The organism is Acetobacterium sp., from assembly GCF_039830195.1.
Taxonomy (GTDB): domain Bacteria; phylum Bacillota; class Clostridia; order Eubacteriales; family Eubacteriaceae; genus Acetobacterium.
Map to the genome: position 1 here is coordinate 33,216 of NZ_JBDODG010000010.1, position 15,760 is coordinate 48,975.

The window sequence follows — 15,760 nt, forward strand, 5'->3', positions numbered from 1 at the left end:
GAGTTTTGATTAGAATGAAAAAGCATTTTCGAAATGGTTAATCACTTGCTCGCCATCAGAACAATAATATATTTCGATGACATCAAAGCGGATATTAACATCATCAAGCTGTTTTTCTTTTAAATACCAGAGCGCCGTTTTGGTAATTCGCTTTTGCTTTGCCCGGTTCACCGCTTCCCGGGGGTATCCGTAATTGAGGTTTTTTCGATACTTTACTTCGATGAATACCAGGGTATCACCATCCTGAGTAATGAGATCTATTTCACCGGATGGTTTTTTATAATTCATTTCACATAGTCGATGATCGTTATTTTTTAAAAATGCTACCGCTAATTCTTCCCCAGCCTTCCCTTTTTTAAAGTTATGCGTCTTCATTACAAACCTAAATTCCGGATGAAACTTCGGCGGTGGATGGGTGTCGGTCCATACTTCTGAAGGGCTTGAATATGCTCGGCGGTGCCATAACCCATATTGTGATCAAAACCATATTCCGGATACTCCTCGTGATAAATTTGCATCAGATTATCCCGGTAAACCTTGGCAACGATGCTTGCTGCAGCAATGGCGTAACAGGTAGCGTCACCATGAACTATCGATTTCTGGGGAATTTCAGAATCAATATGCAGCGCATCAATCAGCAGCAAATCTGGTTTTACCGCTAATGTACTTAATGAATCCGTCATGGCTTTTTTTGTGGCATTCAGAATATTCAAACTGTCGATCACAGTATTATCTACCTGGCCAATAGCATAATCTATTGCGTCTTCAAGCAGCTGTTCACATAAGTTCTCCCGTATTTTCTTGGAAACCTTTTTGGAGTCATTTACATATAAGCGGTTGGATTCCGGCTTTAAAAGAATAACGCAGGTTACTACTGGTCCAGCCAGGGGTCCTCGGCCAACCTCATCGATACCGCCGATTCTTAAGATGCCTTTATGATAATAGTCCGTTTCAATTGATTTCATTTTTATTATTCGATCGGCTTCTTTATCTCTTGCTACTACTTTCTTTTCCAACGATTCGCCAATTTTTTTAACGGCTGCCCGGGCATCCTCTTTCAATACCGGGATCAGATCAGGATATGATATAATTTGTTTGGTCGAAACATATTCTCTGATACCTGAGACAGTCATATCTTTAAACGAATTCATAATTACCTCTTTTATTTTAGTCATTGTTTTCTATCGCCATTATACTACAGATCTCATATAAAAAATAGTCACCCTCCATTAAACCACACTGCCAAAATACCAACCACTTTGCAATTCTTTGACAAGTTAACCAAAATAAAAAACAACCAAATTTCTGATAAGAGAAATTGATTGTTCTTATATGACTTATTATGAAGCTCTTTTTAAAAATGCGACGCTATTCCGGTCTTTCCAAAGTAATCCGGCCGATCCGGCCATTTTTGAAATCATTGAGAATTAGCACACTGGTTCGGGCATAATCATACTCGCCGCCTTTAATAAGCAGTCCCCGACTTTTGGCAATGGCGTCGAAAACCTCGGGAAGATTTTTTCCCGCTACTTCGATTTTATAAATCGCTTCCAGTTCATCGGGATAATACACCAACAGGTATTTCAGCAAATCAGCGGCAATATTTTCCTTTTCATAAATAGTATCTTTGATGGAGCCCAACCAGGCTAAATGCAGTCCCACCAGCGGATCTTCAAATTTCGGCCATAATATTCCCGGGGTATCCAGTAACATCAGATGGTCCGGGGTGCTGAGCCATTGCTGTCCCTTGGTGACCCCTGGCTTATTGCCAATCTGGGTTTTCCTTTTACCAATGAGACTGTTGATAACCGTTGATTTCCCGACGTTGGGGATTCCACAAACCAGGCACTTTACCTGAGCTTTTTCTTTAATATTCAGCTCATGAATGGTCCTGACGAGGTCGGTTTTCATCCGTCGGTCGAAGGCGTCAAAAAGCACAATTTTCTCAATATCGGTGTTTTTCTTAAACCAGTCCATCCATTCAAGGCTGACTTCCGGATCAGCTAAATCCGACTTATTCAGCAGCAAGATATGCTGCTTGTTCCAGGTATATTGGTTGATCTCAGGATTTTTACTTGACAACGGCAGTCTGGCATCGACCACTTCAATAACTACATTGATGAGTTTGAGCTTTTCTTTTATTTCCCGGTTGGCTTTGGCCATATGGCCTGGATACCATTGGATATATTCTATTTTTTCATCTGACATTTTTAGACCAGTCCAATTTCTGAAAGGGGCCAAATTCTGAAAATAACTTTCCCGTCAATGGCATCCCTTTCCACAAATCCCAAACTGGGATAACGACTGTCTGAACTGTTAGCTCGGTTGTCTCCCATGACAAAATAAGTGCCGGTAGGGACGGTGACTTTCGAAAAATCTTCGTATGCTTCGGTGCTGATATAATCTTCGGATAAAGGCTCGCCGTTTCGGTAAACAACCATATCCTTTATTTCAATGGTATCGCCACCTTTTCCAATAACCCGCTTGACATACTCGATACTGTCACTATAGCTGAGAATCACAATCTCACCATAGTCCGGTTCACCAATGGTATATCCGATTTTATTGACAATCAGCCGATCACCCTCTACCAGGGTCGGAAACATGGAGCTTCCCTGGACCATGACAAAATCGAATAGAAACATTTTTATGATAAAAGCAAGAACAATGGCAATCACTGCGGATTGTATCCATTCTTTAAGTTCCAAATTACCTTTAGATTCCTGATCTTCTTTCATTTTTTCACTTCCTTGCTAGTAACTAATTATTTTTTCAAACGCCAGTTAATCAAAAAAGAGGCTTGACAGCCTCTGAATTACACTCTTTTTTCTTTGACTTTTGCTGCTTTACCAACACGATCACGAAGATAGTTAAGTTTAGCTCGACGTACTTTACCACGTCGCACAATATCAACTTTTTCGATTTTTGGTGAGTGAATCAGGAAGGTTCGTTCAACCCCAAAGCCAGAAGAGATTTTACGTACGGTGAAAGTTTCGCCAACGCCGCCGTTTTGTTTTTTAAGCACGATGCCTTCAAAAATCTGAATTCTTTCTTTTTTACCTTCGATTACTTTAACATGAACTTTTACAGTGTCCCCAACACTAAACTTTGGTGGCTCTGCCTTCATATTTTCTAATTGAATCTTTTTAATAATGTCCATTTCTTTCTCCTTAATATTCGATTTTCGACGTTCATGCATCATGTGCAGAGGACCGTCTCTCTTGATAACATACTGACATATTATACACTTTATTTATTCTTTATGCAAGTTTTTTTAGTATTATTGTGTTTTTCGTATTTTTCAAATAAATCAGGCCTATTTTGTCGGGTGCGTGTTTCGGCCTGGCTTAAACGCCATTTATTTATCTCGGCATGATTGCCGGATAGGAGGACTTCTGGTACTTCCTCGCCTTCAAATTCCCGAGGCTTGGTATAATGGGGATACTCCAGTAGATGGCTTTCAAAAGACTCTTCAGCCAAACTATCGCAGTTTCCCAGAAAACCGGGAATATGTCTGGCAATGGCATCAGCCAGAGTCAGGGCCGGCAATTCGCCGCCGGTCAAGACATAGTCGCCAACTGAAAATTCCAGATCCACATAACCGTCAATAACCCGCTGATCGATGCCTTCATAATGGCCGCAGATAAAAATTATGCCCGGGCACTCAGAAAGCCTGATCCCATCCTTTTGCTCAAATGGTTTGCCTCCCGGAGTTAAATAAATGACTGGATAATTGCTGAAATCGGGAATGCTTTTCAGGGCCGCCACAATCGGTGGAGCCGCCATCACCATTCCGGCACCGCCCCCATAAGGGGTATCATCGACCTTATGATGCTTATTTCCGGAAAAATCCCGAATATTGATCACAGTATAGTCAATCAGGCCAGCTTTGACCCCGCGGCCAATCATCCCACTTTGAAAATAAGTTTCAAAGATTTCCGGGAATAAGGTTAAAAAATAAAACCTCATAGATCCAATATTTCCTGGGGGATGCTGGCGTCGATCCGACCGGCTTTTACATTGATTTCTGTAAAATAGAGCTTCCTGGCCGGAACGCAGTAGACTTTCTTGCCTGCGGTGATGGTATAAACATCCACCCCTCCGGCTTGCATCACATCGGTAATTTTTCCCAGCAGCTGGCCGTCATTGTAAACCGGCAGGCCCAATAAATCTTCGATAAAAAATTCATCTTCATCCAACGAAACCGCCAATTCTTTCGGTATACCGACTTCTCTGCCAGTCAATGCTTCGGCATCGTTACGGTTGGTGATGCCCTCAAGAAACAGCAACACGTTGGTTTTGTGGAGGCGGCAATTGGTAATCTTGTAATCTGTTTCAGTTTTGTCATGGATCAGGGTGACCCCTTCCAGATCATAAAAACGTCCGGGATCGTCGGTAAGCGGTTGAACTTTTAATTCGCCCTTGATTCCATGAACACCAAGAATACGGCCAATGATGATTAAACGATTATTATTTTCCATTATTATCTCCTGTTTTTATGCCCTGAAAAGACACGAAAAAAAAGAGCTGTATACACAGCCCAATGCCTTTATTGGATGATTTCCAACATGACACGTTTATCTTCTTTCGTGGCAGCGGCTTTTATGACGGTACGAATTGCTTTTGCGATACGCCCCTGTTTTCCAATGACTTTGCCCATATCGTCGTCAGCGACTTTCAATTCCAAAATAATGGATTGTTCGCCTTCAACTTCCTGGACAGATACCGCATCGGGGTGTTCAACAAGAGCTTTTGCAATAATTTCCACAAGTTCTTTCATCATTTACCTCCTGGTACTACTCGATTACGTTTTCTCTTTTTAACAAATACTTAACGGTATCCGTTGGTTTTGCGCCATTGGCCAACCATGTTTTGGCTTTATCTGCATCTACTTTTACGAGCGCAGGGTCAACACAAGGGTTGTAGTATCCAATTTCTTCGATGAACTTACCATCACGTGGTGCTCGTGCATCTGCAACAACGATTCTATAAAAAGGTTTTTTCTTTTTACCCATTCTTTTTAATCTGATTTTAACTGCCATGTTCGTTCCCCCTTTCTTAACTTCTTTATCTAATGACATAAAGTCCTTGATAACACTGATTTTACATAAATGGAAGCTTCATGCGACCTTTTTTTGCCATGCCTGGATTTGACATTTGTTTCATCATCTTTTTAGATTGTTCAAATCCCTTTAACAACCGGTTCACATCCGCAACCATGGTGCCACTTCCCAACGCGATTCGTCTTCGTCTGCTGGCATTGATAATCCCTGGTTTATGGCGCTCTTCCTGCGTCATGGATAAGATGATGGCCTCGGTTTTTTTTGTATCAGCACCAGATAAATCCACATTCTTCAATGCTTTTTTACTGGCTCCCGGCATCATTTCCAGCAAGCTGCTGATGGAGCCCATGCTTTCGATTTGTTTGATCTGATCCAAAAAGTCATTGAGATCAAAATCCTGATTTCTGAACTTTTCTTCCAGCTCTTTGGCTTTTTCGTCATCCATCATACTTTGGGCTTTGTCAATAAAGGATAATACATCCCCCATTCCCAAAATTCGCGATGCCATCCGATCCGGATAAAAGAGTTCAATATCGGTCAGTTTTTCACCGGTTCCGATATATTTTATGGCTTTGCCAATCGTATACGTAATCGATAAGGCCGCCCCACCGCGGGTGTCTCCGTCGAGTTTAGTCAGAATTACTCCTGAAATATCAAGCAGGCGATTAAACTCATTGGCAACATTGACCGATTCCTGCCCGGTCATCCCATCGACCGTTAATAAAATTTCAGTGGGATTGATCGCTTCTTTGATGTTGACCAGTTCATCCATGAGTGCTTCATCAATTTGCAAGCGACCGGCGGTATCCATGATAACCAGATCATAATGACCTTCGATTGATTTTTGCAGTCCCCGTTTGGCAATGCCCACCGGATCTTTTACATCGTGTTCAGAATATACATCAATCTTTAACTCATCCCCGAGAATTTCCAGCTGTTTAATTGCCGCCGGACGATAGACGTCACAGGCAACCAGCAAGGGTTTGAATTTCTTTTCTTTGCGCAACAGGTTGGCCAACTTGGCTGCTGTCGTAGTTTTACCAGCCCCCTGGAGACCCACCATCATATAAACATTCTGGCGACCCTGAACAAAGTCCATGCGCTCGATTTCGCCACCCAAAAGGGTTGTCATTTCATCTTTTACAATCTTGATAAACTGCTGGCCCGGCGTCAGGCTGCTAAGCACCTCTTGCCCGATTGCGCGTTCACCGATATTTTTGGTAAATTGTTTAACGACTTTGAAATTGACATCGGCTTCTAAAAGAGCCATTTTAATTTCTCGATTAACTTCCTGGATGTCTTTTTCGCTGAGTTTTCCTTTGCGCTTTAGTTGGGAAAATATATTTTGAAATTTTTCATTTAATCCTTCAAAGATCATCTGTCACCTCTAGTTTTCTTCACTGACATTTTTCAGTTTTTCAACCACCAGCATCAATTCGGATTTAAGCTGTTCGTCTTTTTCCCGATCAACACAATCTAATAGTTCTTTCTCTATTTCTTCCAGAAGAATTTGAGATTTTAAAAACTTGGCGATGAGTCCCAGTTTTTCTTCATAGGCTTCCATCATGGCTTTAGAGCGTTTAATCACATCAAAAATACCCTGTCGGGTAACCGTCATTACCTCGGCAATTTCTGCCAGGCTATAATCGTCGTCGTAGTAATACTCTAAAATCTGCTTTTGTTTATCAGTCAGCAGTTCACCATAAAAATCAAATAAATACTGTTCCCCTACTTTTTTTTCCATAAGCACCTTCATTATCGTCGTAAAGGAAATTTACTTGACGACTTACCTATTGTAAGTCCTGGCGGGGAAAAAGTCAAGCTTTAATTCCCGATTTTCAGGACATTTCTTCAATAATTTTAAGAAATTTTATTCTCAAAAATCAAAAAGTTGTCGCAACCTGCGGAGTCGCATTTCGCTATCACTAAAGCCCTATTCAAACAGCAGATCAACAAATTTATTGGGATCAAAATCGATAAGGTCCTCGGATTTTTCCCCAATACCGACATATTCAATGGGGATCTGCATTTCATCGATAAGGGAAATAGCGATGCCGCCTTTGGCGGTTCCGTCAAGCTTGGTCAGGACGATGCCCTTGATTTCCACACAGTCATGAAAAACTTTGGCCTGGTTAATGGCATTTTGACCGGTAGTGGCGTCAAGGACCATTAAATTATGAATGGTAAACCCTTCACCTTCACGGTTTATCACCCGGCTGATCTTTTCAAGTTCTTTCATCAGGTTGACCTTATTATGCAATCGGCCGGCGGTGTCGCAAATTAGAATATCAGCCTTCCGGGCCTTGGCCGCACCAATGGCATCAAAAATTACTGAGCTTGGATCCGCGCCGGTGGTGCTTTTAATAATGTCCACCCCAACTCGTCTGGCCCACTCATCCAGTTGTTCCACCGCTGCAGCCCGAAAGGTATCAGCAGCAGCAATAACAACTTTTTTTCCTTCTTTTTTATAACGCTCAGAAAGTTTAGCGATGGTGGTGGTTTTCCCGACCCCGTTGACGCCGACAACCAGCATAATCGTTGGAAACTGCGGTTTTTCGGTTTCCACCTGAACCATTTCCACCAGGATTTCTTTTAAAAAGCCCATCACTTCTTCCTTGCTTTTTGACCGGGTTTCTTTAATCTTTGCCCGCAACGACTCGGTAATTTTCACCGAGGTTTGCGCCCCCAAATCTGAGAGAATCAGAGTTTCCTCCAGTTCGTCGAAGAAATCATCATCAAAGCTTCCCATATACATGACATTTTCAATTTTCTCCTTGAAATTGTCAGCCGTTTTTACCAGTTTGTTGCGCATCCGTTCATATAAGCTTAATTCCATAATTGCCTCCTTAGTTTAAATCCTCCGCCCAATGCGAAAGTGAGTAAGTTTTGCAATCAGTTTGCAATTCTATAGTAATTCCATTTTAAGCGTAGTCCGTCAGTCGGACTGACACCAATTGGGATACCCCATCCTTTGACATTGACACCCCATAGAGATTGTCACAAACCTCCAGGGTGGTGCGGCGGTGGGTGATCGTGATAAACTGATTATGTTCCGCTACTTTTTTGAGATAAGTGATGTAACGGTAAATATTATGATCATCCAGGGCGGCGTCCACCTCATCAATCACACAAAAAGGGGACGGATTTATTTCCAGAAAGGAAAAGAGCAGGGCAATGGCAACCATTGACTTTTCCCCTCCAGAAAGCAGGGAAATATGGCGCAGCCGTTTTCCTGGGGGCTGCGCCACCAGTTCTATTCCCCCTTCCAGCACGCCAGTGGGATCCGTAAACTCCAGATAAGCCCGGCCACCTTCAAATAGAATGCTGAAGATCCGGGTAAAGTTCTCTTGAAGCTTAATAAAGTTAGCCTTAAACTGCTCGGTCATCGCGTCGTATAACGTGTTGATGATGTCCAATAGTTCACTTTTTCCAGCTTTGAGATCATCCATTTGTTCTTTCATAAAATCATGCCGGGTGATGATTTCCTCATACTCTTCGATGGCGTTGAGATTTACGTTCCCCAGAGCGCTAATTTTTTCTCTTAAGGTTCGTTGGCGTTCTTCGGACAAATCCAACTCATCAAGCTTGTGTTCAGCTTCCAGTTGGCGGTAGGCATCTTCGGCCATTAAATAGTTGATTTCATAGCTCTTATACATATTCTCTTCCCAATGGCTCATCTGTAGCTGCAGACTGTTCAACTGGGTGGAAATAGTATTTTTTATGTCATTGTCAATAATCAATTGATGATTGTCATTTTTTATTTCCTCCTGCAGTGTTTCCAGCCGCTGGACATTGGTTTTTTGGAGTTCCACCGATTTTTTATTTTTATCCCGATGGGCTTCAATCAGCTTGCTTAACCGCTGATGATCAGCTCCAAGTTTTTCCTGGAGTCGGGTCAATTCCAGCGAGTCATTCTGGTAGCTCGCCATTTCTTCCGCCAGTGCGGTTTTTCTGGCCACCTGGTGAGTCAACTGTTCCTGCATCAAAACGATTTGCTGATCAAAACCGGCTATTTCGCCTTTGATCTGGGTGATAATCATCTGGCTTTCTGATATTTTCAATCGTAAATCGTCCAGTTTTTGTCTGATCTCCTGAGCGTGATCATCGGTTTCCTGCACTTTTGTAACTTCCTTAGCCTGATTGTATGCTGTTTCGATTTCCGACAGTTCTTTGTTCAAACATTCAAGTTTTTGATTCAGCGCCTGAAGTTTTTGCTTTTGAACCGAAATCGACTGCGTGCTTTCTCGCTGCTTTCCAGTCAAGTCTTCAATCGTTTTATTCTTCTCCCACAGCGCTTGTTTACAGCGGTTATACTGATTTTCCAGCTCTTTTAACTGATCTACTGTTTGGGTCACTGTTTTTTGCAACATCACATCCTGATTCTTGACAGTATCCAGGGCTTTTTTCTGCTCATCCATTTCTTTTTCAAGATTCTGGATTTCAATTTTTTTAGAAAGCGGCGACTGTCGGTTATCCTTGCTTTGCCCCCCAACAATGGCTCCGCCGGGATAAAATATTTCTCCTTCCAGCGTAACAACCGTAAATTTAGAAGCCATCTTCTTCTGAATATCTTTACCCGAAGCAAAATCTCTGGCAACGATAATTCGTCCTAAAAGGCTTTCAATGGCCGACCCATAAGCGGCATCAGTTTTAACCAGGTCACTGGCAATCCCCTCGACTCCGGGAATATTCTTAATCATGTTTCGGGTTCGATCATCGATTGAACTGTATTTTAAATTATCCAGGGGCAAAAATGTCGCCCGCCCAAGTCGTTCTTTCTTTAACAGATTAATGCAGTCACTGGCTACCTTAACGCTGGCAACCACAATATTCTGACTTTTTGCGCCTAAAGCAATATCGATGGCCTGAAGATATTTGGCTTCGGTGGAGATCAGTTCGCCAACCGGGCCATAAACCTCATGGATCACCGGTCCCAACAGTTTTTCCGAAGTCATCAGTTTTCGAATAGTCGGAAAATAATCCTGGTAATTCTTTTGAATGTTTTTTAAATACTCCACCTTGGAAGCATTAACCTTCAAATTATTGGCAATCAGGTGAGCTTGATTCTGGAGGCTCTTCTGTTCGCCCAAATCGTGATTATATTGGGTTTGTAACTGTTTATACCGGTCTTCCCGCTGTTGTTTTTCATCCAGCAGACTGTTCAACTCTTTTTTATACTGTTCCAGGTCTGCAGCAATTTTATTTTGACTGGACGCTGTTTCATTCAGATATGTTTCAGTAAAAGACGCCTCAGTTTTTGCTTCCTGAATCGCTGTTTTTATTTCAAAACGCTTCGTTTCCAGTTTTTCACAAAGCGATTGATGGTTAAAAATGTGATCCTGGGTGGCTCTAATCCGATCTTTTTCTTGCTGTTCTTCAAGCAGTAAAAGATTTAGGGTGTTTTCCAGTTCGCCCCAGGACAACTCATGGGTCTGGAGATTCTCGGTCAAGACGTTCTTTTCAAGTTCCAACCCATCGATTCGCTCCAGGGTTTCGATAATTCGGGATGCCAGGTTTTCACCTTCGTTTTTTAGACGTTCCTGAGTTATTTCGTTGGCTTCCAACTGACTTTTGCAACGGATATCTTCCCGCTGAGCCTGATCGAAATCAGCTCTGAGCACCCCGAGATTTTTCTTTTCGGCATCGGCTAAAAGATCCAACTCCCGATTCTCAATAGTCAATTGTTGGTACAGCTCATCCTTTTTCTGGATAGTTGCCTCAATTTGTTCGCATCTATTTATTTGATCTTCAAGGTTCTTTTTTGCTTCTTCCAGTGATGTAACGGCACCGCTCATTTTACGATAGAAAATCACCAAATCAACGGTCTTTAATTCCTCATGAAGGATTAACCAGCTTTTGGCTTTCCGGGACTGGTTTTTTAAAGGTCCCACCTGTTTTTCTATTTCTGTCATAATATCGCGAAGCCGATCCAAATGTCCCTGGGTTTGCTCCAGTTTTTTTTCGGCTTCATTCTTTTTCGTTTTATAAGAAACAATTCCCACGGCTTCTTCAAAAATATTCCGAAGCTCGGTGGGACTGCTTGATAAAATATTCTCGATGCTGCCCTGACTGATCAGCGAATAACCATTTTTACCCAACCCGGTATCCATAAAAATACTGTGGATCTCTTTCAGTTTGCAGCTTTTTTTATTAATGGCATAGTCACTTTCCCCAGATCTAAATAATTTTCGTGAGATCGCTATTTCTTGGGGGTAGTTTTCCAATGCGCCATCTTTGTTGTCTAAAATCAAAACAACCTCGGCATAACCAGAGGCTTGTTTTTTTTCTGTTCCTGAGAAGATCACATCTTCCATTTTTTTGCCCCGCAGGGATTTTATGCTTTGCTCACCCAAGACCCATTTGATGGCGTCGGTGATATTACTTTTTCCACTGCCGTTAGGTCCCACAATTGCAGAAATACCTTCTGAAAACTCGAGGCTTACAGGGTCTGCAAATGATTTAAACCCCGACAATCGCAATTTTTTTAAATACAAGCCCTCACCTCAATTTCCCGCTGTATCCTATGATAATTAAATTTTCCTGGTCTTCATTAAATAGTTCTTGGCAGCGTCCTGCTCACCTTCTTTTTTACTTTTTCCGATGCCATGACTCACACAATCACCATTAAATATCAATTTAATATAAAAGGTTTTATTGTGTTCTGGTCCTTCGGAACGATCCAGGACATACTCAATGACATTGTCATTGTTTTTCTGAATGTGTTCCTGTAGCTCCGTTTTATAGTCTTTAACCAGGGCTCCGGATAAAGCCAACTGGATATTGCTTTCCAACAATTTCAAAACAACTTTCCGGGTTGTTTCAAAGTTGCTATCTAAAAAAACAGCCCCAATCAGGGCCTCAAATGCATTGGCAAGATTCGATTTTCGCTGTCGCCCTCCGGTTACAATTTCACCTTTTCCCAAGAAGATATGGTCTCCCAGCTGGAGTTCATAGGCAGCCTTGGAAAGCGACTCGGCACATACAATATTGGAACGGATTTTCGTCATTTTACCCTCGGATAATTTGTGAGATAAAAATAAATACTCACTGATAATCAGTTCCAATACTGCATCCCCCAAGAATTCAAGTCGTTCGTTATTGGTCGAATTTCCTGAATGTGAACTATGTGTTAATGCTACTTTTAATAAATCTTTTTTTTTGAAACGGTAATCGATTTTTTCTTCGATTGTCACTTAATATCCCCCCTTATCGATTACGAGAAGTCGCCTGACGTTTCTCGCTATTTCTCACCAAAGAACCACACCAAACAACGATATCACCCAAATTCCTAAATTTGTTGAAGAAGGGTGTCGGTGTTTGACAGCGACACCCTTCTGTTTGCTCAGGAAATTGCGTTGATGATATCTTCAACTGTTTGAATATTTTCTAATGCAGTTTCGTCAATTTTTGTTCCAAATTCATCTTCGAATGCCATAATCAGTTCGACCACATCCAGTGAATCTGCCTCCAGATCATCAATGAGTGAGGTTTCAAGGGTAATTTTTTCAATGTCAACATCAAGCTGTTCAGAAATAATTGCCGTAACTTTTAAAAATCGTTCATCCATGACTTAAGCCTCCATATTTTTTGCATTATCGGTTATTTTTTGCAACACATCATTTTCGATAAATTTCATACTCTGTCTCACCGCATTTTTGATGGCAAAAGCATCGCTGCTGCCATGAGCTTTTATAATCCCACCTTTTACACCTAAAAAGGGCGCACCGCCGTATTCTGCATAGTCAAATTGTTTTTTAAAGCTTCTTAAATTATTTTTAATTAGCATTCCTCCAATTTTACCTTTAGTATTGCTCATAATTGAGGTCTTAATACCCTTAAGCAGATACGCCGCAATGCCTTCGGTTAATTTCAACACAATATTACCTGTGAATCCATCACAAACTAAAACGTCGGCTTTTGTCTCTGGAATATCGCGCGCTTCCACATTGCCCAAAAAATTAAATTCTCCAGCTTCCAAAAGCTCATAGGCGGCTTTTACAAGACTGTTGCCTTTTTTTGCTTCAGCACCAATATTAATCAGACCAATACCCGGATTTGTTTTACCTAAAACATTTTCTGAATAAATTTTTCCCAATTGGGCAAACTGTTCCAGATATTCTGGTTTGCAATCGGCATTGGCACCCGTGTCAATGAGTACAAAAACCCCGTCATTTTTGGGCAAAGTCGCTGCCAACGCAGGACGTTTAATGCCCTTGATCCGACCAAGTTTTAATAACCCACCAGATAACAGTGCTCCGGTGCTTCCGGCCGAAATCAGGACTGCATTTTCCTTGTTTTTCATTTCGTCCAGCGCCACTACCAATGATGAATCGGGTTTTCGGCGAATCGCCATGGCCGGTTCTTCGGTATTTTCAATGACGGTTTCTGCATGCAAAATTTCTATTTTGTCTTTAGGGAAATCGTATTTTGAAAGCTCTTCTTCAATGGCTTGCCTGCGACCCACCAAGGTAAGCTTGACGTCATATTCTTTAACAGCGTCAATGGCTCCCTTGACGATTTCATAAGGCGCATAATCGCCACCCATGGCATCTAAAAATATGTTCAAAATAACGCCCTCCTTTATATCTGTCTATTATCCCAGAAAAAATCTATTCAGTAAATACTATCGGTAAAATTTTATGGGATGTAAAATAATCCCAGATAGAGAAAAAACAGAGTCTAAACTCTGTTTATTCGTTAAAGCTGATAACGCTAACGTCTTTGTATGTGCCACAAGACTTGCAAACTCGATGAGGTAATTTAATTTCACCACATTTTGGACAAGTACTCATTCCTGGAATATTTAATTTGTAATGTGTTCTTCTTTTGTCTCTTCTTGACTTTGAAGTTTTTCTCTTTGGTACAGCCATCACTCACACCTCCTAATAGTAAAGTCATTTCACTTACAATAAATTTTTTAACGCTTCAAATCGAGGATCATAATCACCAAACTTGTCGCATTCACATTGCTCGTGATTTAAATTATTGCCGCATTTTGGACACAAACCCACACATTCTTCACTGCACAGTACACGGAAAGGTTCATTAATATAAATGCATTCTTCAACGATGGGCAATAAATCTAGTATTGCTTCATCATCTTCAACCGTTACCGTATCAGTATAGTCATAAAGACAATTGATGGGGGTTGGTTCTAGGCAACGCGCACAGGGAAAGATCATGGTCATCTCGATGGTGAAGGTCACCAGAAAATTACCTTTCGATATTTTCTCAATGGTTCCACGCACTAAGGCTCCATTTTCATCCAGTTCTCCCTCTATATCATTTAAATCCGTATTTTTTACAACAAATTCAAAAGGGATTATTTTTTCCTGCAATAGCTTATTGATTTCAAAATTCATTTTATCACTCCAAACGGGCAATCATCATTATATAGACGATTGCCCGTTTTGTCAAGTGAAATACTTTACATTATTTTGCTAAAGCTAGTGTGTCTCTCGCAATCATTAATTCTTCATTGGTTGGAATAACCATAACGGTTGTTTTAGAGTCTTTATCAGAAATAATAGTCGCTTCACCGCGTTTACTATTGGTAACAGGATCTAAAGTAATACCTAAGTATTTTAAACCACTACAAATTGCTGCCCGGGATGTGGTTGAGTTTTCTCCTAAACCAGCTGTGAAGATAATGCCATCGACACCGTCCATCGCTGCAACATAAGCACCAATCGTGGTACGAACCCGATAGTGGAAAATGTCCAGTGCCAATTGAGCACGTTTATTACCATTGTTTGCCGCGCCTTCAACATCACGGAAATCTGAGCTGATTCCAGAAACGCCAAGTACACCTGACTTTTTGTTCATGATATTGTCAACTTCTTCCACTGTATAACCTTTGTTAACCAGGAAAGGAATGATGGCAGGATCAATATCGCCGCAACGTGTTCCCATTTCTAATCCAGCCAGCGGCGTTAACCCCATTGAAGTATCAACAGATTTTCCATTAAGAACCGCACAGATACTGGCACCATTACCTAAATGACAGGAAATCAGTTTAAGATCTTCGATTTTTTTGCCCATTAAATCCGCAGCTGCTGCACTGACAAATTTATGAGAGGTTCCGTGGAATCCGTATTTTCTGATTTTGAATTGTTCGTATAACTCGTAAGGAAGTGGATACATATAAGCTTCCCCTGGTAATGTTTGATGGAAAGCGGTATCAAAAACTGCTACCATTGGTACGTTTGGCAGTAATTCATGACAAGCACGAATACCAATCAGGTTTGCAGGGTTATGAAGTGGTGCCAGTTCCGAGCACTCTTCCATTTTTGCAATAACTTCATCATTAATAACAACAGAAGCTGAGAAGGTTTCACCACCATGAACTGTTCTGTGTCCAACCGCTGAAATTTCTTCCAAAGATTTTACAACACCATGAGCCGGATCAACTAAAGCCGCCATTAGAATATTCAGGGCTTCCTTGTGTGTTTTCATAGGTTGTTCAAATTTTACCTTGTCTTGACCTGGAGCTTCGTGAACCAAAACAGATCCTTCAATACCGATTCTTTCTGCTAAACCTTTTGCCAAAACTTCTTCAGTGCTCATATCAAGCAATTGATATTTTAGTGAAGAACTACCGCAGTTAATAACAAGTACATTCATTAATAATTACTCTCCTTTAGTTTTTTATTGATTACATTTCATACGTTCTATATAATAACAGTAATAAGCAAAGA

The 15,760-nt window shown here is 41.2% G+C and carries 19 protein-coding genes; all 19 read right to left on the bottom strand.

The features are described from left to right. Nucleotides 1-9: 9 nt before the first annotated feature. The 19 genes from ABGU93_RS03505 to ABGU93_RS03595 all read right to left on the bottom strand — a co-directional run bounded on the left by ABGU93_RS03505 (nt 10) and on the right by ABGU93_RS03595 (nt 15,686). The gene (locus tag ABGU93_RS03505) at nt 10-375 is read right to left on the bottom strand and encodes a YraN family protein (RefSeq protein WP_347412126.1); all 366 of its coding nucleotides are present in this window, start codon (nt 373-375) and stop codon (nt 10-12) included. Further along, the gene (locus tag ABGU93_RS03510) at nt 375-1,151 is read right to left on the bottom strand and encodes a ribonuclease HII (protein WP_347412127.1); all 777 of its coding nucleotides are present in this window, start codon (nt 1,149-1,151) and stop codon (nt 375-377) included. Before ABGU93_RS03510 ends, ABGU93_RS03505 begins: the two co-directional genes overlap by 1 nt. A 217-nt stretch (nt 1,152-1,368) precedes the next feature. After that, nucleotides 1,369-2,208: a ribosome biogenesis GTPase YlqF gene (gene ylqF / locus ABGU93_RS03515; RefSeq protein ID WP_347412128.1), complete on the bottom strand. Its 840-nt coding sequence runs from the start codon at nt 2,206-2,208 to the stop codon at nt 1,369-1,371. A gap of 2 nt (nt 2,209-2,210) precedes the next feature. Beyond that, complete coding sequence (lepB, locus tag ABGU93_RS03520) at nt 2,211-2,738, bottom strand: signal peptidase I (RefSeq protein ID WP_347412129.1); 528 nt, start codon at nt 2,736-2,738, stop codon at nt 2,211-2,213. Nucleotides 2,739-2,815: 77 nt separating this feature from the next. Further along, entirely contained in the window at nt 2,816-3,160 is a 345-nt protein-coding gene (gene rplS, locus ABGU93_RS03525) for a 50S ribosomal protein L19 (RefSeq protein WP_347412130.1), read from the bottom strand. 89 nt (nt 3,161-3,249) lie between these two features. Then, complete coding sequence (trmD, locus tag ABGU93_RS03530) at nt 3,250-3,969, bottom strand: tRNA (guanosine(37)-N1)-methyltransferase TrmD (RefSeq protein ID WP_347412131.1); 720 nt, start codon at nt 3,967-3,969, stop codon at nt 3,250-3,252. Further along, nucleotides 3,966-4,481 carry a ribosome maturation factor RimM gene (rimM, locus tag ABGU93_RS03535; protein ID WP_347412132.1) on the bottom strand — a complete coding sequence of 172 codons (516 nt, stop codon included), beginning with the start codon at nt 4,479-4,481 and terminating at the stop codon, nt 3,966-3,968. Before rimM ends, trmD begins: the two co-directional genes overlap by 4 nt. Before the next feature lie 68 nt (nt 4,482-4,549). Further along, nucleotides 4,550-4,780 (bottom strand): KH domain-containing protein, encoded by a 231-nt coding sequence (locus ABGU93_RS03540; RefSeq protein ID WP_026394773.1) that lies wholly within the window; start codon nt 4,778-4,780, stop codon nt 4,550-4,552. 16 nt (nt 4,781-4,796) lie between these two features. Next, on the bottom strand, nt 4,797-5,042 hold the full coding sequence (rpsP, locus tag ABGU93_RS03545) for a 30S ribosomal protein S16 (RefSeq protein ID WP_026394772.1): 246 nt from the start codon (nt 5,040-5,042) through the stop codon (nt 4,797-4,799). A gap of 61 nt (nt 5,043-5,103) precedes the next feature. Then, a complete protein-coding gene (ffh, locus tag ABGU93_RS03550; protein WP_347412133.1) occupies nt 5,104-6,441 on the bottom strand; it encodes a signal recognition particle protein in 1,338 nt (445 codons plus the stop codon). Nucleotides 6,442-6,450: 9 nt separating this feature from the next. Next, nucleotides 6,451-6,807 (bottom strand): YlxM family DNA-binding protein, encoded by a 357-nt coding sequence (gene ylxM / locus ABGU93_RS03555; RefSeq protein WP_347412134.1) that lies wholly within the window; start codon nt 6,805-6,807, stop codon nt 6,451-6,453. Between the two features lie 189 nt (nt 6,808-6,996). Next, entirely contained in the window at nt 6,997-7,899 is a 903-nt protein-coding gene (gene ftsY / locus ABGU93_RS03560; protein WP_347412135.1) for a signal recognition particle-docking protein FtsY, read from the bottom strand. Between the two features lie 85 nt (nt 7,900-7,984). Further along, on the bottom strand, nt 7,985-11,557 hold the full coding sequence (gene smc / locus ABGU93_RS03565; RefSeq protein ID WP_347412136.1) for a chromosome segregation protein SMC: 3,573 nt from the start codon (nt 11,555-11,557) through the stop codon (nt 7,985-7,987). Nucleotides 11,558-11,593: 36 nt separating this feature from the next. After that, on the bottom strand, nt 11,594-12,256 hold the full coding sequence (gene rnc / locus ABGU93_RS03570; protein WP_347412137.1) for a ribonuclease III: 663 nt from the start codon (nt 12,254-12,256) through the stop codon (nt 11,594-11,596). 149 nt (nt 12,257-12,405) lie between these two features. Beyond that, complete coding sequence (gene acpP / locus ABGU93_RS03575; RefSeq protein WP_347412138.1) at nt 12,406-12,630, bottom strand: acyl carrier protein; 225 nt, start codon at nt 12,628-12,630, stop codon at nt 12,406-12,408. A 3-nt stretch (nt 12,631-12,633) separates the two neighbouring features. After that, nucleotides 12,634-13,629 carry a phosphate acyltransferase PlsX gene (gene plsX, locus ABGU93_RS03580; protein ID WP_347412139.1) on the bottom strand — a complete coding sequence of 332 codons (996 nt, stop codon included), beginning with the start codon at nt 13,627-13,629 and terminating at the stop codon, nt 12,634-12,636. 124 nt (nt 13,630-13,753) lie between these two features. Beyond that, nucleotides 13,754-13,933, bottom strand: coding sequence for a 50S ribosomal protein L32 (rpmF, locus tag ABGU93_RS03585; RefSeq protein WP_084504954.1), 180 nt, complete (start codon nt 13,931-13,933; stop codon nt 13,754-13,756). Between the two features lie 33 nt (nt 13,934-13,966). Beyond that, a complete protein-coding gene (locus tag ABGU93_RS03590) occupies nt 13,967-14,425 on the bottom strand; it encodes a DUF177 domain-containing protein (RefSeq protein ID WP_347412140.1) in 459 nt (152 codons plus the stop codon). Nucleotides 14,426-14,495: 70 nt separating this feature from the next. After that, nucleotides 14,496-15,686 (bottom strand): acetate kinase, encoded by a 1,191-nt coding sequence (locus ABGU93_RS03595; protein WP_347412141.1) that lies wholly within the window; start codon nt 15,684-15,686, stop codon nt 14,496-14,498. Nucleotides 15,687-15,760: the final 74 nt, after the last annotated feature.

Coding starts and splice junctions, on each gene's coding strand:
- rpmF (WP_084504954.1), bottom strand. CDS start 13,933: ATGGCTGTACCAAAGAGAAAAACTTCAAAGTCAAGAAGAGACAAAAGA.
- ABGU93_RS03595 (WP_347412141.1), bottom strand. CDS start 15,686: ATGAATGTACTTGTTATTAACTGCGGTAGTTCTTCACTAAAATATCAA.
- ABGU93_RS03540 (WP_026394773.1), bottom strand. CDS start 4,780: ATGAAAGAACTTGTGGAAATTATTGCAAAAGCTCTTGTTGAACACCCC.
- ylqF (WP_347412128.1), bottom strand. CDS start 2,208: ATGTCAGATGAAAAAATAGAATATATCCAATGGTATCCAGGCCATATG.
- ABGU93_RS03590 (WP_347412140.1), bottom strand. CDS start 14,425: ATGAATTTTGAAATCAATAAGCTATTGCAGGAAAAAATAATCCCTTTT.
- acpP (WP_347412138.1), bottom strand. CDS start 12,630: ATGGATGAACGATTTTTAAAAGTTACGGCAATTATTTCTGAACAGCTT.
- rpsP (WP_026394772.1), bottom strand. CDS start 5,042: ATGGCAGTTAAAATCAGATTAAAAAGAATGGGTAAAAAGAAAAAACCT.
- ylxM (WP_347412134.1), bottom strand. CDS start 6,807: ATGGAAAAAAAAGTAGGGGAACAGTATTTATTTGATTTTTATGGTGAA.
- lepB (WP_347412129.1), bottom strand. CDS start 2,738: ATGAAAGAAGATCAGGAATCTAAAGGTAATTTGGAACTTAAAGAATGG.
- ABGU93_RS03505 (WP_347412126.1), bottom strand. CDS start 375: ATGAAGACGCATAACTTTAAAAAAGGGAAGGCTGGGGAAGAATTAGCG.
- ABGU93_RS03510 (WP_347412127.1), bottom strand. CDS start 1,151: ATGAATTCGTTTAAAGATATGACTGTCTCAGGTATCAGAGAATATGTT.
- rimM (WP_347412132.1), bottom strand. CDS start 4,481: ATGGAAAATAATAATCGTTTAATCATCATTGGCCGTATTCTTGGTGTT.
- ftsY (WP_347412135.1), bottom strand. CDS start 7,899: ATGGAATTAAGCTTATATGAACGGATGCGCAACAAACTGGTAAAAACG.
- rplS (WP_347412130.1), bottom strand. CDS start 3,160: ATGGACATTATTAAAAAGATTCAATTAGAAAATATGAAGGCAGAGCCA.
- ffh (WP_347412133.1), bottom strand. CDS start 6,441: ATGATCTTTGAAGGATTAAATGAAAAATTTCAAAATATATTTTCCCAA.
- trmD (WP_347412131.1), bottom strand. CDS start 3,969: ATGAGGTTTTATTTTTTAACCTTATTCCCGGAAATCTTTGAAACTTAT.